General features: G+C 64.7%; 11 protein-coding genes and 2 tRNA genes. 5 read left to right on the forward strand and 8 right to left on the reverse strand.

Annotated features, from left to right (window positions below):
- The first annotated feature begins 59 nt into the window (after window positions 1–59).
- The 5 genes from AC0L2F_RS07175 to AC0L2F_RS07195 are packed head-to-tail and all read left to right on the forward strand — an operon-like array spanning window position 60 to window position 6,900.
- Window positions 60–422 carry a hypothetical protein gene (locus tag AC0L2F_RS07175; RefSeq protein ID WP_473247950.1) on the forward strand — a complete coding sequence of 121 codons (363 nt, stop codon included), beginning with the start codon at window positions 60–62 and terminating at the stop codon, window positions 420–422.
- A 56-nt stretch (window positions 423–478) separates the two neighbouring features.
- Window positions 479–1,753, forward strand: coding sequence for a divalent metal ion exporter subunit IhpA (gene ihpA, locus AC0L2F_RS07180; protein ID WP_473247951.1), 1,275 nt, complete (start codon window positions 479–481; stop codon window positions 1,751–1,753).
- Entirely contained in the window at window positions 1,750–2,727 is a 978-nt protein-coding gene (gene ihpB, locus AC0L2F_RS07185) for a divalent metal ion exporter adaptor subunit IhpB (protein ID WP_473247952.1), read from the forward strand. The genes ihpA and ihpB overlap by 4 nt, the downstream gene beginning before the upstream one ends.
- Window positions 2,720–5,938: an efflux RND transporter permease subunit gene (locus AC0L2F_RS07190; RefSeq protein WP_473247953.1), complete on the forward strand. Its 3,219-nt coding sequence runs from the start codon at window positions 2,720–2,722 to the stop codon at window positions 5,936–5,938. The genes ihpB and AC0L2F_RS07190 overlap by 8 nt, the downstream gene beginning before the upstream one ends.
- 2 nt (window positions 5,939–5,940) lie before the next feature.
- Window positions 5,941–6,900, forward strand: a complete 960-nt coding sequence (locus AC0L2F_RS07195; protein ID WP_473247954.1) for a cation diffusion facilitator family transporter — start codon at window positions 5,941–5,943, stop codon at window positions 6,898–6,900.
- Between the two features lie 122 nt (window positions 6,901–7,022).
- On the opposite strand, the gene AC0L2F_RS07200 is transcribed toward AC0L2F_RS07195, so the two are convergent.
- The 8 genes from AC0L2F_RS07200 to AC0L2F_RS07235 form a co-directional block, all read right to left on the reverse strand.
- Entirely contained in the window at window positions 7,023–7,883 is an 861-nt protein-coding gene (locus AC0L2F_RS07200; RefSeq protein WP_473247955.1) for a class I SAM-dependent methyltransferase, read from the reverse strand.
- A gap of 128 nt (window positions 7,884–8,011) precedes the next feature.
- Window positions 8,012–8,088, reverse strand: a tRNA-Val gene (locus AC0L2F_RS07205).
- Between the two features lie 63 nt (window positions 8,089–8,151).
- Window positions 8,152–8,556, reverse strand: coding sequence for a GFA family protein (locus AC0L2F_RS07210; RefSeq protein WP_473248064.1), 405 nt, complete (start codon window positions 8,554–8,556; stop codon window positions 8,152–8,154).
- A 73-nt stretch (window positions 8,557–8,629) separates the two neighbouring features.
- Complete coding sequence (gene lon, locus AC0L2F_RS07215; protein ID WP_007603504.1) at window positions 8,630–11,053, reverse strand: endopeptidase La; 2,424 nt, start codon at window positions 11,051–11,053, stop codon at window positions 8,630–8,632.
- A 321-nt stretch (window positions 11,054–11,374) separates the two neighbouring features.
- Window positions 11,375–12,646 carry an ATP-dependent Clp protease ATP-binding subunit ClpX gene (clpX, locus tag AC0L2F_RS07220; protein WP_007603503.1) on the reverse strand — a complete coding sequence of 424 codons (1,272 nt, stop codon included), beginning with the start codon at window positions 12,644–12,646 and terminating at the stop codon, window positions 11,375–11,377.
- Between the two features lie 439 nt (window positions 12,647–13,085).
- Window positions 13,086–13,721, reverse strand: coding sequence for an ATP-dependent Clp protease proteolytic subunit (locus tag AC0L2F_RS07225; RefSeq protein WP_007611005.1), 636 nt, complete (start codon window positions 13,719–13,721; stop codon window positions 13,086–13,088).
- A 318-nt stretch (window positions 13,722–14,039) separates the two neighbouring features.
- The gene (gene tig / locus AC0L2F_RS07230) at window positions 14,040–15,401 is read right to left on the reverse strand and encodes a trigger factor (RefSeq protein WP_473247956.1); all 1,362 of its coding nucleotides are present in this window, start codon (window positions 15,399–15,401) and stop codon (window positions 14,040–14,042) included.
- A 173-nt stretch (window positions 15,402–15,574) separates the two neighbouring features.
- Window positions 15,575–15,659, reverse strand: a tRNA-Leu gene (locus tag AC0L2F_RS07235).
- Between the last annotated feature and the right edge of the window lie 56 nt (window positions 15,660–15,715).

A 15,715-nucleotide genomic window follows, 5' to 3' on the forward strand; every position in this document is an offset into this window, starting at 1 on the left:
GTCGACACTGTTCCGGCCCTCATGCTAGGCCGGGCGCAGACCGCAACCAGAGTGACATCGTGCTCGCCAACCGCCAGCCCTCAGGATCTTGCCGGCCGCGCAACTGGCGCGGGCTGCTGGCTGTGCTGATCGCGGTTGTCTACCTGCTCGGGGGCGCTCTGCATGGCCTGCACGACATCGACGTCACCACGCCGGGTGGCGGCTCGGAGATCAGCGCGGTCCTTGACGGCTCCACAGATCACAACGACCACAAGGCCGTCGGCGGGCACCATTGCCATGGCTGCTTCTCGGTGACGGTGGCGCAGCCGTCGCCACCGGCCGCATCGATCGGGCTCGTCTCCGCATCGCGCCCGCAACGCGCACCCCGGCTCGCCGGCATTGTTCCCGATCCCGACTCCCCGCCTCCCAAACATATGGCCTGAACGGATTGGTCGGGCGCCACGCGCGCCCATTCGGTCATCATTTACAGGTCGGTTTCATGTTTTGCAGGGGAATGGCCGCGCGCCTGGCGTGCGCGGCAGTGTGTCTGATTGCCGGATCGGTGCTTGCGCCATCTCACGCCCAGACTCTGACGATGCGGAGCGCGCTCTCGCGCGCGCTGGCCACGAGTCCGCGGCTGACCGCGGCGGAGCGCGATGTCGGCATCGCCACGGGCCAGCGCATCCAGGCAGGTGCGCTTCTCAATCCGGAACTGACCTACGAACAGGACAATTCGTTCGGGTCCGGCATCTATCGCGGCACGCGATCGGCCGAGACCACGCTTCAGATCAGCCAGGCTTTCGAGCTGTTCGGCAAGCGCGACGCGCGGATCGCAGCGGGTGTCGCCGGCATCGAGGTCGCCGCGATCCAGCGCAAGGCCGTCAGGCTGGAGGTGCTGTCGGAGACCGCGATCGCCTTCCTCAGCGTGCTCGGCGCGCAGCGGCGCATCCAGATCCTCGACGAGCAGATCACCGCCATCGACCGGCTGACGCCGCTTTTGCGCCGACGCGTCGAGGCCGGTGCCTCCTCGCCGGCCGAGACCGGCCGTGCGGAAGTGGCATCCGCCCTGGTGAAGGCCGACCGCGAGCGCTTCAAGGCGACGCTGGCGAGCGCCCGGCGCGAGCTTGCGGTCTTGATGGGCGACGCGGCACCGAAATTCGGCGAGGTCTCCGGACGGCTCGACACCATGGGACGGCCCCCGACGTTCCAGTCGGTCGTCGCCGCGATCGATGCCAATCCGCAGCTGGTGCGCTGGACCGCGATCTATGCCCAGCGAAACGCCGAGCTGTTGCTGGCGCGGCTGCGGCCCTATCCCGACGTGCGGATCGCCGCCGGCTGGCGCCATTTCAACGAGACCAATGACGACGCGGCGCGCCTCACCATCTCGGTGCCGATCCCCGTGTTCGACCAGAACCAGGGCAATATCCTTTCGGCGCAGGAAAGCCTCGCCAAGACCAAGGCCGAACGCGAGGCCAACCGCAACACGCTGATCGTGGTGGCCGGCCGCGCCTACGACTCGCTCCAGGGCTCGCTACGCGAGCTCGCGGTGCTGCGCGAGAGCGCCATTCCCAAGGCCACCGAAGCCTCGGACGCGATCGCTCAAGGCTACGGCCAGGGCCGCTTCAGCCTGCTCGAAGTGCTCGATGCCCAGGCCAGTGTCACCCAGGCGCGGCTGCGCGAGCAGGAGGCGCTGCAGAATTTCCACGCGGGGGTGGCGACCATCGAAGGCCTCGTCGGCAATCCCTTCACGCTGGCGCGGGAGAGCGCACGATGAAGACGTCCTCCACCATCCTCGTCGCATTCGTTGCCGCCGCGCTCGGCGCTTATGGCTATTCCCTGCTGGCTCCAACAAGGGTCGAGCATGCCGAACACGCCGCGGACAAGAAGCCGGAGAAGCCGAACGACCATGTCGAGCAGGACGAGCACGGCGCCGACCGCATCCGCATCTCCGACGTCAAGCTCGCAGCCGCCGGCGTGACGTTGGCGGAAGCCGCGAGCGTCACGCTGACCGACACGCTCGCCTTCAACGGCATCCTGCGCGCCAACCAGGAAGCCGTAGTGCAGGTGACGCCGCGCTTTCCCGGCGTCGCCAAATCGATCCAGAAGCGCATCGGCGACAAGGTCGGCAAGGACGATCTGCTCGCCGCGATCGAGAGCAACCAGAGCCTCACCGTCTACGAGCTCAAGGCGCCGCTTGCCGGCACCGTCATCGAACGGCAGATCTCGCTCGGCGAATACGCCTCCGAGCAGAAGCCGGCCTTCGTCATCGCCGACCTCACCACCATCTGGGTCGATCTGTCGATCTATCGCCAAGATCTGCGGCGCGTCCGCCTCAACGACGAGGTGCTGATCGATCCCGACGACGGCCGCGGCGAGATCAAGGGCACCATCTCCTACATGGCCCCGATCGGCTCGAGCGAGACCCAGACCGCGCTGGCGCGCGTGGTGCTGCCAAATCCCGACGGGCGCTTGCGTCCCGGCCTGTTCGTCACGGCACGGCTGATCCTCGCCGCGCGCGACGTCGCGGTCGCCGTGCGCAAAAGCGCGATCCAGACGCTGGAGAACAGGACCATCGTGTTCGTCCGCGAGGATGGCGACAAGATCGAGGCGCGCCCCGTTGAAACAGGCGATTCCGATCCGCGCCATGTCGAGATCAGGGCCGGTCTATCGGCCGGGGAGCATTACGTCGCGGAAAACAGCTTCGTCGTGAAGGCGGAGATGGGCAAGGGCGAGGCCGAGCATGATTGAGCGTCTCATCGCGGTCTCGCTGCAGCAGCGCTGGCTGGTCCTGCTGCTCGCGCTCGGCGCCGTCGCTTTCGGAGCCTGGAATTTCCAGCGGCTTCCGATCGACGCCGTGCCTGATATCACCAACGTCCAGGTCCAGATCAACACCCGCGCCCCCGGCTATTCGCCGCTGGAAACCGAGCAGCGCATCACCTTCCCGGTGGAGACCGCCATGGGCGGCCTGCCGAAACTCGACTACACCCGCTCGCTGTCGCGCTACGGCCTGAGCCAGGTGACGGTCGTCTTCAAGGACGGCACCGACATCTATTTTGCCCGCCAGCTCGTCGGCGAACGGATCAGCCAAGTGAAGGACCAGCTTCCGGCCGGCGTCGAGGTCGCGATGGGACCGGTCTCGACCGGGCTCGGCGAGATCTTCATGTACACCGTCGAGGCCAAGGCGGGAGCGAAGACCCAAGGCGGCCATGACTATTCACTGACCGATTTGCGCACCGTGCAGGACTGGATCATCAAGCCGCAGCTTCGCAACGTGCCGGGGGTGATCGAGGTCAACACCATCGGCGGCTTCGAGCGGCAATTCCACGTGCTGCCCGATCCCGGCAAGCTGATGGCCTACCGGCTCGGCTTTCGCGACGTCATGACGGCGCTCGCCGCCAACAATGCCAATGTCGGCGCCGGCTATATCGAGCGCAACGGCGAGCAATATCTGGTTCGCTCGCCGGGCCAGGTCGGCAATGTCGGCGAAATCAGGGACATCGTCATCGGCTCGCGCGGCGGCAATCCCGTCAGGATCAGGGATATCGCGACCGTCACCGAAGGCCGCGACCTGCGCACGGGAGCTGCGACGCGCGATGGCGAGGAAACCGTGCTCGGCACCGCCATGCTGCTGATGGGCGAGAACAGCCGCACCGTGGCGCGCCGTGTCGCGGCCCGCCTCGAGGAGATCGCCAAATCGCTGCCCGACGGCGTCGTGACGCGGACCGTCTACGACCGCACCGATCTGGTCGAAGCCACCATCCGCACGGTCGAGAATAACCTGCTGGAAGGCGCGGCCCTGGTCGTCGCGGTGCTGTTCCTGATCCTCGGCAACATTCGCGCCGCGCTCGTGGTGGCCTGCGTCATTCCGCTGTCCATGGCCATGACGGTCACCGGCATGGTCGAGACCAAGGTCAGCGCAAACCTGATGAGCCTGGGCGCGATCGATTTCGGCATCATCGTCGACGGCGCCGTGATCATCGTCGAGAACTGCCTGCGCATGCTGGCCGAGGCCCAGCGCGAGAAAGGCGGGCTGCTCACGATCTCTGAACGGCTGCGCGCGATCCGGCGCGGGTCGCGCGAGGTGATCAAGCCGAGCCTGTTCGGAACGCTGATCATCGCGGTGGTCTACCTGCCGGTACTGACGCTGACCGGGGTCGAAGGCAAGATGTTCACGCCGATGGCGCTGACGGTGCTGATGGCGCTGGGCGCCGCGGTGCTGTTCTCCATCACCTTCGTGCCGGCGGCGGTCGCGATCTTCGTCACCGGCAAGGTGTCGGAACACGAAAACCTGTTCATGCGGCTGGCGAAGCGCGCCTACCTGCCCCTGCTCCGGCTTGCGATCGACCATCGCCTCGGCGTCGCAATCATGGCCGCCATCATCGTGGTCGCAAGCTGCGTTGCCGCCGCGCGCATGGGCGGTGAGTTCATTCCGAGCCTGGACGAAGGCGACGTCGCGCTGGCCTCGATCCGGATTCCCGGCACCAGCCTGACCCAGTCGCTGGACCTGCAAAAGGCGCTCGAAAAGCGCATCAAGCAGATTCCGGAGGTGAAGGAGTTCTTCACCCGCATCGGCACCGCGGAGATCGCAACCGATCCGATGTCGCCGGCACAGACCGACGGCTACATCATGCTGAAGCCGCGCGCCGAATGGCCCGACCCGGGCAGGTCCAAGTCGGACGTGATCGAGGCGATCGACCGTGCCGCCGACGACATCCCCGGCAGCGCCTATGAAATCTCCCAGCCGATCCAGTTCCGTGTCAACGAGCTGATCTCCGGCGTCCGCAGCGATGTCGGCGTCAAGATCTTCGGCGACGACCTCGATATCCTGCAAGGCGCGGCAAAACAGGTCGAGGCCGCGATCCGCGGCATCCGCGGCGCCAGCGACGTCAAGATCGAGCAGGTCTCGGGCCTGCCGATCCTCACCGTTCGGCTCGACCGCCAGGCACTCGCCCGGTACGGGCTCAGCATCAGCGAGGTGCAGGGCATCGTCGAGACCGCGGTGGGCGGCAAGTCGGCCGGCAAGCTGTTCGAGGGCGATCGCCGCTTCGACATCGTCGTGCGCCTGCCGGAACATCTGCGCGGCAATCTCGAAGCCATCAGGGCGATCCCGATCCCGCTGCCACCGGGTGAGGAAGCCACATCCGGCGTGCCGATCCGGACGGCACTGTCCGGCTCCCCTCTCGCCCAGATGCGCTATGTGCCGCTGTCGTCGGTTGCCACCGTCGATGCAACTCCCGGCCCCAACCAGATCAGCCGCGAGAACGGCAAGCGGCGCATCGTCGTCACCGCCAATGTTCGCGCGCGCGATCTCGGCTCCTTCGTCACCGAGGCGGAGGCGGCCGTCACAGAGAAGGTCAAGCTGCCGCCGGGCTACTGGATCGGCTGGGGCGGGCAGTTCGAGCAATTGGTCTCCGCCACCAAGCGGCTGACGCTTGTGGTGCCGGTGGCGCTGCTGCTGGTGTTCTTGCTGCTGTTCATGGGCATGGGATCGGCGGGGGATGCGGCGCTCGTGTTCTCCGGCGTGCCTCTGGCACTGACCGGCGGCGTCATGGCGCTGCTGCTGCGCGGCATTCCCTTGTCCATCAGCGCCGGCGTCGGCTTCATCGCGCTGTCGGGCGTGGCCGTGCTCAACGGGCTCGTGGTCATCGCGTTCATCGAGCGGCTGCGCAGCGAGGGCCATCCCGTTGCCGACGCGGTGCGCGAGGGCGCGCTGACACGCCTGCGTCCGGTACTGATGACGGCCCTCGTCGCCTCGCTCGGCTTCGTGCCGATGGCCCTTGCCACCGGCGCCGGGGCCGAGGTGCAGCGGCCACTTGCGACCGTGGTAATCGGCGGCATCATCTCCTCGACCGTGCTGACGCTGCTGGTGCTGCCGGCGCTCTACGTGCTGTTCCGCCGTGACGGGGCCGCCGAAACGCCTACAATGGCGCCTGATTTGGCAGCTTCCGGGGAGCGCTAGAGGTGGGCAGCCACGAACATCACGGCCATCACCACGATGATCATAGCCACGGCCATGATCATGGTCCTGGCCACGCGCATGTCCATGCGCCCGCCAGTTTCGGCAAGGCGTTCGCGATCGGCATCGCGCTCAACACCGCGCTGGTCGTGGCCGAGGCCGTCTACGGCTATATCGGCAACTCCACCGCCCTGCTCGCGGACGCGGGCCATAATCTTAGCGACGTGCTCGGCCTGGTCGTGGCCTGGTGCGCATCGATCGCCGCGCGGCGCGCGCCCAGCGGCCGCTTCACCTATGGCCTGCGTGCCTCCACGATTCTGGCAGCGCTGGCGAACGCGGTGTTCCTGCTGGTCGCAACCGGCGCGATCGGCTGGGAAGCGTTTTTGCGCCTGCGCGAGCCGGAGCCGGTCGCCGGCATCACCGTGATGGTGGTCGCCGGCATCGGCATCCTCGTCAACGGTTTTACCGCCATGCTGTTCGCGCGCGGACGCAAGGACGACATCAACATCGAAGGGGCCTATCTGCACATGGCGGCCGACGCCGCGGTCTCGCTCGGCGTCGTGGTTTCGGCGGCGCTGATCATCTGGACCGGCTGGCTCTGGCTCGATCCCGTCACCAGCCTCGTCATCTGCGCCACCATTCTCTGGAGCACCACCAGCCTGCTGCGCGGCTCCATCGACATGTCGATGGCGGCTGCGCCCAGGGGCACCGACATTGCTGCGATCAGGGTGTTCCTGCTGGCACGTCCCGGTGTGTCCGCGATCCACGATCTCCACGTCTGGCCGATCTCGACCACCGAGACGGCGCTGACCTGCCACCTCGTCATGCCCACCGGCGCCGGCGATGCATTCCTGATGGAGACGGCGCAGATGCTGAAGCGCTCCCACCGCATCGGCCACACCACCCTTCAGGTCGAGACCCATCCGGACAACGGCTGCGCGCTGGCGCCGGATGATGTGGTGTAGGATTCGCCAGTCCAACACTCGTCATTGCGAGCGCAGCGAAGCAATCCAGACTGCCTCCGCGGACACGGTCTGGATTGCTTCGTCGCAAGAGCTCCTCGCAATGACGGTGGAGAGAGGCGTGCCTACGCCGCCTTCGCCGTCACGATCCAGATCGCGCCCTGCAACGCCACCGACTGACCCTTCAGGAACGGCTCCAGAATCTCGCGGATCGAGGCTTTTGCCGCGGCATATGTTTCCGGAGGATGGCCCTGCAGCGCGCGGCTGGCCGGGCCGATCTGGAGCGAGCCCTCGACCGCGGCATCGAGGCCGCCGCCGATCGCAACATCCATCGCGAGATTGTGCGGCTCCATCGCGACATCGACAAAGCCCGCGCCTTTCAGGATGCGCGTCACGCGCTCCTCTGATGCAAAGGCAAACGGGCCCGGCTCTTCCGGCCCGACCGGCGGCATCTTGGGCACATGTTTGTAGACCGCCATCAGCGGCGCCATCATCCAGGGATTTTCCTTCGGCTCGCGCCAGCAGGCAAACGCCAGTCGGCCCGTCGGCTTCAGCGCGCGGCGGAGATTGGTGAAGGACGCGATGGGATCGGCGAAGAACATCACGCCGAACCGCGAGGCCAGCAGGTCAAAGCTCGTCGGCTCGAACGGATGGACCGTCGCATCCGCCAGCACGAAATCGAGCGGCAGGCCTTTTGGCGCAAACGCACGCGCCTGCGACAGCATCGGCTCGGAGACGTCAAGCCCGAGCGCGAAACCATCAGGCGCGACAGCCTTCGCGAACGCGAACGTCGTCGCGCCGGAGCCGCAGCCGACGTCGAGGACGCGCTCTCCCGGCGTCAGCCTGGCGCGGTCGATCAGCACATCGGCAATGGGTCCAAGCAGCCTGTCCTGCGCCGCATGGCGATCGGCCCAGCGCTGCCCGCTGGGGCCATTCCAGTAAGCGATCTGATCGGCGTTGGATTCGTGTCCGCTCGGGTGTTGCATCAAGGCCTCTGTGGCTCGGTATCGCCCGCCTGCGCCTATCGGCTTCGGCGCGGCAGCCTTCGTTCGCTTCGCGCTAATAACGTGTGAGGCTGGCTCGCCGAGCCGAAGCTCGCGAAGCGAGCAAAGGCTGGTGGGCGGTGAGAGATTCGAACTCCCGACCCTCTCGGTGTAAACGAGATGCTCTAACCAGCTGAGCTAACCGCCCCTCGCCGCTTCTTTATCCCCACCTGCCCCGAACGGGCAAGCGCGGAACGCCAATTCCTGGGCCTCAATCCCCCGGCCGCCCCGGCAGCAGCGGCACCGCGTCGATCCACACCGCCGCCGACTGGCACCAGATCTGCCTGAGGGGCCGCAATTTGTCGCGCTGGCGGATGCTGCCCCAGCGAATGCCCCAATCGTCCTCCTGGTCGCCCTCGCCGCTCGTGAACAGCGGGGAACCGCAGTCGGCGCAAAAATGCTGGAAGCGCATCCGACCGTTGTCGCCGCGCTTGCCGTAGATCCTGGGCGTGCCGGCGGTCAGCTTGACGTCGGTCTTGGTGCAGATCGCCGTCACCCGGAACGGCGATCCCGTTAGGGTCTGGCAGTCCCGGCAATGGCAGACCGACACCGTCTCGGGATCGATCTCCGCTTCAAAGGTGATCGCGCCGCAATGGCATTGCCCGTCGATGTGCATTGTCGTCATCCGCTGCCCCACAACAAAAACGGCGCCCGAAGGCGCCGTTTTATCATCTTTTCGAGCTGCGATCTCAGTGAGCGGTCAGGCCGCCGGCAGCTTCGTCGCCGTCCGGCTTCACCGTCACCTTGGTGTCCTCTTCCCAGACGATCGGCACCGGCTTCTTGACCAGCGCCTTGGCGACGACGTCGTCGAGGCGCGAGACCGGGATGATCTCCATGCCGCCCTTGATCGCATCGGAAATCTCCGTGAGATCCTTGGCGTTGTCCTCGGGGATCAGCACCGTCTTGATACCGCCGCGGGCAGCAGCCAGCAGCTTCTCCTTCAGGCCGCCGATCGGCAGCACGCGGCCGCGCAGCGTGATTTCGCCGGTCATCGCGACATCGTGGCGGACCGGGATGCCGGTCATGACCGAGATGATCGCGGTGGCCATCGCCACGCCCGCCGACGGACCGTCCTTCGGCGTCGCGCCTTCCGGCACGTGCACATGGATGTCGCGGCGGTCGAACAGCGGCGGCTCGATGCCGTAGACGATCGCGCGCGAGCGGACGTAGGACGCCGCCGCCGAGATCGATTCCTTCATCACGTCACGCAGATTGCCCGTGACCGTCATCTTGCCCTTGCCGGGCATCATGACGCCTTCGATCGTCAGCAGTTCGCCGCCGACATCGGTCCAGGCAAGGCCGGTGACGATACCGACCTGCGGCTCGCTCTCGATCTCGCCGTAGCGGTACTTCGGCACGCCGAGCAGCTCTTCCAGAGTCTTCTCGGTGACCTTGACCGACTTCTTCTTGGAGATCATCAGCTCCTTCACCGCCTTGCGGGCGAGTGTGGAGAGCTCACGCTCCAAATTGCGCACGCCCGCTTCGCGGGTGTAGCGGCGGATCAGAAGCAGCAGCGCGTCGTCGTCGATCGAGAACTCCTTGGAATCCAGGCCGTGCTTGGACACCGCGTTCGGGATCAGGTGCTTGCGCGCGATCTCGACCTTCTCGTTCTCGGTGTAGCCCGCGATCCGGATGATCTCCATGCGGTCCATCAGCGGCCCGGGAATATTGAGCGTATTCGCGGTCGTGATGAACATCACGTTGGAGAGATCGTAGTCGACTTCGAGATAGTGGTCGTTGAAGGTCGCGTTCTGCTCGGGGTCGAGGACCTCGAGCAGCGCCGAGGACGGATCGCCGCGGAAATCGGCGCCCATCTTGTCGATCTCGTCCAGCAGGAACAGCGGATTGGACGACTTCGCCTTCCGCATTGACTGGATGATCTTGCCGGGCATCGAGCCGATATAGGTGCGGCGATGACCGCGGATCTCGGCCTCGTCACGCACGCCACCGAGCGAGACGCGCACGAATTCGCGCCCCGTCGCCTTCGCGATCGACTTGCCGAGCGAGGTCTTGCCGACACCGGGGGGGCCGACGAGGCACAGGATCGGGCCCGTGAGCTTGTTGGCGCGCGACTGCACGGCCAGATACTCGACGATGCGGTCCTTGACCTTTTCCAGCCCGTAGTGATCGGCGTCCAGAACCGCCTGCGCGGCTTCCAGATCCTTCTTCACCTTGGACTTCTTGTTCCACGGGATCGACAGCAGCCAATCCAGATAGTTGCGCACGACGGTCGCTTCCGCGGACATCGGCGACATCTGGCGCAGCTTCTTCAATTCATGCTGCGCCTTCTCGCGCGCTTCCTTGGAGAGCTTGGTCTTGGAGATCTTCTCTTCGAGATCGGCGAGCTCGTCGCGACCGTCGTCGTCGCCGAGCTCCTTCTGGATCGCCTTCATCTGCTCGTTGAGATAGTACTCGCGCTGGGTCTTCTCCATCTGGCGCTTGACGCGCGAGCGGATGCGCTTCTCGACCTGGAGCACCGAGATCTCGCTCTCCATCAGGCCCAGCACCTTCTCCAGGCGCTGCGTGACCGACAGCGTCTCCAGGATGCCCTGGCGATCCGCGATCTTGACGGCGAGATGCGAGGCGACGGTGTCGGCGAGCTTGGCGAAATCGGTGATCGCCTGCACGACGCCGACGACCTCGGCCGAGATCTTCTTGTTGAGCTTCACATAGCTCTCGAAGTCGGACACGACCGAGCGCGCCATGGCCTCGGCCTCGACCGACTTCGCATCGGTGTCGGCGAGCGCAATCGCGGTTGCTTCGTAATAGTCGGCGCGATCGGTGTACTTCTGCACGCGCGCCCGCTCGAGCCCTTCGACCAGCACCTTCACGGTGCCGTCGGGAAGCTTCAAGAGCTGGAGCACGCTGGCAAGCGTACCGGTCTCGTAAATGGAATCGGGTGCCGGATCATCGTCGGACGCGTTCTTCTGGGTCGCGAGCATGATCAGCGCGTCGTTCTTCATCACCTCTTCGAGCGCGCGGATCGACTTCTCGCGGCCGACGAAGAGCGGAACGATCATGTGCGGGAAGACGACGATGTCGCGCAGGGGCAGCACGGGATAGGCGTGCGTTTCGCCATGGACGATGGTTGGCCTGGGTTTTGGATTGGTCATGGCCTTTTCCTTTTGCTTTGCCCCCTTGCACGCAGCCCGCCATGCTCATGCGCAACCGCCACAAGGTGCCGAGGTGATCCACAAAACCGGTCGGTCCTTTTGAGGTTGGACCGGCCTGCCGGATCGGAACTGAGGCGAATCTTGAAGAGAATTTTTGCTCGCCGCCGACATTAGGTGGCTATCGACCCGGGGGGTGTCAAGTCATTGAAGACGCGCGCCATCAGGCGCTTACGCACGCAAATAAGCGACGCAACACCGGCTGCGGAGATACTTTCCGCAGCCCTTGCTTGAGGAGACGATTGGAGCGTTCCAGCGCCGAAATCAGGCGCTGGCGTTCTCGACGGCGCGATCGGACCGATCGGCGTAGATGTAGAGCGGACGCGCCGTTCCTTCCACGACTTCGCGGGAAATCACGACTTCTTCCACACCTTCGAGGCCCGGCAGGTCGAACATGGTCTCGAGCAGGATCGCCTCGAGGATCGAACGCAGCCCGCGCGCTCCGGTCTTGCGCTCGATCGCCCTGCGGGCCACCGCGCCAAGCGCCTCGTCGGCGAAGGTCAGCTCGATGTTCTCCATCTCGAACAGCCGCTGGTACTGCTTCACCAGCGCGTTCTTCGGCTCGACCAGGATCTTCTTGAGCGAAGCCTCGTCCAGATCCTCCAGCGTCGCCACGACGGGCAGACGGCCGACGAATTCCGGGATCAAGCCGTACTTCAGGAGATCCTCCGGCTCGACATGACGGAAGATTTCGCCGGTACGGCGGTCTTCCGGCGCGAGCACCTGAGCGGCGAAACCGATCGAGGTCGAACGTCCGCGTGCCGAGATGATCTTTTCGAGGCCCGAGAACGCACCACCGCAGATGAACAGGATATTGGTGGTGTCCACCTGCAGGAATTCCTGCTGAGGATGCTTGCGGCCGCCTTGCGGCGGGACCGAAGCCACCGTGCCTTCCATGATCTTGAGCAGCGCCTGCTGCACGCCCTCACCCGACACGTCGCGCGTGATCGAGGGATTGTCGGACTTGCGGCTGATCTTGTCGATTTCGTCGATATAGACGATGCCGCGCTGGGCACGCTCGACATTGTAGTCGGCGGCCTGGAGCAGCTTCAGGATGATGTTCTCAACGTCCTCGCCGACATAGCCGGCTTCGGTCAGCGTCGTCGCATCCGCCATCGTGAACGGCACGTCCAGGATACGGGCGAGCGTCTGCGCGAGCAGCGTCTTGCCCGAGCCGGTCGGACCAATCAGCAGGATGTTCGACTTCGCAAGCTCGACGTCGTTGTGCTTGGTCTGGTGGTTGAGGCGCTTGTAGTGATTGTGCACCGCGACCGAGAGGACCTTCTTCGCATGGTTCTGGCCGATCACGTAATCGTCCAGCACCTTGCAGATTTCCTTCGGCGTCGGAATCCCGTCGCGCGACTTCACCAGCGAGGATTTGTTCTCCTCGCGAATGATGTCCATGCAGAGCTCGACGCACTCGTCGCAAATGAAGACCGTGGGACCCGCGATCAGTTTGCGAACTTCGTGCTGGCTCTTGCCGCAGAACGAGCAATACAGCGTGTTCTTGGAGTCGCTCGTGCCGACCTTACTCATTCATGTCTCCGTCCGCGGTTCGATCCCGTCCGCTCGATCGCCCTATTCCGGCACGACAGCCGGTACAGTCCTTCAAATAGAGCAAATTCCGTACCAAAAAAGACCCTACGCGTTGCATGCCGTGCGAATCACGGTCACTCGATTCTCCGCGATCATAGCCGATCAGTCGTAGCGAACCATGCTGTCACCCGACTATCAAGAATTCGCTAATCGGGGGGCGCCGGCTACCCGTGACAATACCGTGATTTCCGGTCTTGGCACGGGCGAAGTGATCGAAATCACCCCGGCGTTGCTGGATTACCACGAAAAACAAGCACGAAAGCGGAACTTTCTGCCTGTCGCAGGGCGCAAAACTGCGTTTTGCGGCGCGCGCACGTGTCCTTAACGTGAACGCTCCCTGATGGTGCCGGCGATCCCAGAGGCATCGCCGGCAGTAGTGCTACGGGGTCTTCGGCGACGCGGTTTCCTCGGCGCGCTTGTCTATGACCCTATCGACCAGGCCGAACTCCTTGGCGTCGCTCGCGGTGAGGAACTTGTCGCGTTCCAGCGCGTCCTCGATCGCCTTGTAGGTCTGGCCGGTGTGCTTCACGTAGATCTCGTTGAGCCGCTTCTTCAGGTTCAGGATTTCCTGCGCGTGCAGCATGATGTCGGTGGCCTGGCCCTGGAAGCCGCCGGACGGCTGATGCACCATGATGCGCGCGTTCGGCAGCGAGAAGCGCATGTCCTTCTCGCCGGCGCAGAGCAGCAGCGAGCCCATCGAGGCGGCCTGGCCCGTGCACAGCGTCGAGACCGGCGGGCGAATGAATTGCATGGTGTCGTAGATCGCGAGACCCGATGTCACCACGCCGCCCGGCGAGTTGATGTACATCGAGATTTCCTTCTTCGGATTTTCCGCCTCGAGGAACAACAGCTGCGCGACGATCAGCGTCGACATGCCGTCCTCGACCGGCCCGGTCAGGAAGATGATGCGCTCTTTCAGAAGGCGCGAGAAAATGTCGTAGGCGCGCTCGCCACGGTTGGTCTGCTCGACCACCATGGGCACGAGGTTCATGTAGGTTTCAACCGGATCGCGCATGAGTCACCTAGGGTTTTGAAGAGGCGGACATCGCCAGGCCCGGCTGCCAGTCGGGGCTGGATCTGCCGGAAGGCCGATGGACGTCCCGTGATGCAGGAACTTAGTAGAAGAACTTGGTAGAAGCATAAGGCGTAGCGACAGATATAGCCCAATTCGCGCCTGACAAGTGCGGAGCGAATTAAGGCTTAATCCGTGAGGGAGTTGAAGCTGATTCGTACAAAGAGGCCCAGCCGGCCACCTGGCTAACTCGACCTCTTCGCTGATCATCCTTAATGCAAGCCTATCCCAAAGGCTCTCCTAAAGGGTCTTCTGGAGCCCTCAGGCGGCGGTCTTTTCCGCCTCGTCGTCCTTGTAGAGATCGTCGCGCGAGACCTTCTTCTCGGTCACCTTGGCGAGCTCGAGGATGAAGTCGACGACCTTGTCCTCATAGATCGGTGCACGAAGCTGGGCCAACGCTTGGGCGTTGCTGCGGTAATAGTCCCAGACCTCCTTCTCGCGGCCCGGCATCGAGCGCGCCCGCTCGATCACGGCGCGGCCGACCTCGTCGTCGGTCACGGAGATCTTGTTCTTCTCGCCGATCTCGGAGAGCACGAGGCCGAGCCGCACGCGGCGGTCGGCGATCTTGCGGTACTCTTCCTTGGCGGCGTCTTCAGTGGTGTCCTCGTCGGCGAAGGTCTTGCCGGCGGAGTCCATCTCGGCCTTCACCGAGTTCCACATCAGATTGAACTCCTCGTCGACCAGCGAGGGCGGAGCCTCGAAGCGATGGGCCTCGTCGAGGCGGTCGAGCAGCGCGCGCTTGACGCGCTGGCGCGTCGCGGTCGCGAACTCGGCGACCAGCCGCTCGCGCGCAGCTTCCTTCAGCTTGTCCAGCGATTCGAGGCCGAGCGTCTTGGCGAACTCGTCGTCGATCGCGAGATCCTGCGGCGCCTCGATCAGCGTCGCGGTGGTCTCGAACTCGGCCGGCTGGCCGGCGAGCTTGTCGTTCATGTAGTTCTTGGGGAACGCCACCTTCAGCGTGCGGGTCTCGCCCGCGCCGATGCCGATGAGCTGCTCTTCGAAGCCGGGGATGAAGGTGTTGGATCCGATCACGACCTGGATGCCCTCGCCGGTGCCGCCCTCGAAGGCTTCGCCGTTGATGGTGCCCTTGAAGGCGACGGTGACGCGATCGCCCGGTTCGGCCTTGGCGCCCTCGTCTTTCGCGGCATAGCCGCGGTTCGAATCGGCGATGCGCTTGATCGCCTCGTCGACGTCCGCGTCGGTGACTTCGGCGACGGGCTTCTCGACCTCGAAGGTCTTGAAGTCGGCGAGCGCGATCGACGGCACCACCTCGATCGCAACCGTGTAGGTCAGATCGGTCTTGCCGTTGAGCAGCTCCTCGACCTCGGCCTGCTCGGTCGGCATGGTGATCTTCGGTTCGGTCGCAAGGCGGAAGCCGCGCTCGGAGAACAGCTGCGTGTTGGTGTCGCGGATCGTCTGGTCGATGGTCTCGGCCATCACCGAGCGGCCATAGACCTTCTTGAGGTGCGTGACCGGCACCTTGCCGGGTCGGAAGCCGTTGATGCGGACCTTGTCCTTGAGGTCGACGAGTTTGGCACCGGCCTTGGCGTCGAGATCAGACGCGGGAACGCTGATCTTGAACTCGCGCTTCAAACCTTCCGAGAGGGTTTCTGTGACCTGCATGGTGTCCAATCTTCTTCTCGTTCGGTCCCGGCGCGCATGCGTCGGGACGCTGTCATTAATCGATCCGGCGCGAGGCGAACGCCTCAACGCCGGTGGTTCATCGGACCGGCTTCCGGCGGACAAACATCCGCGCGGGAGCAGATCGCGTAATCCGTGCAAACGCTGAAAGCGCTTGGTGCGGGCGGAGGGACTCGAACCCCCACAACTTTCGTCACTGGAACCTAAATCCAGCGCGTCTACCAGTTCCGCCACGCCCGCGTAAATTTGCATCAAGACCGGCCGCGATGCCGCGGGCGGCGGGCTTATAGCATGTG

It is taken from the genome of Bradyrhizobium sp. Ken64 (genome assembly GCF_055807555.1).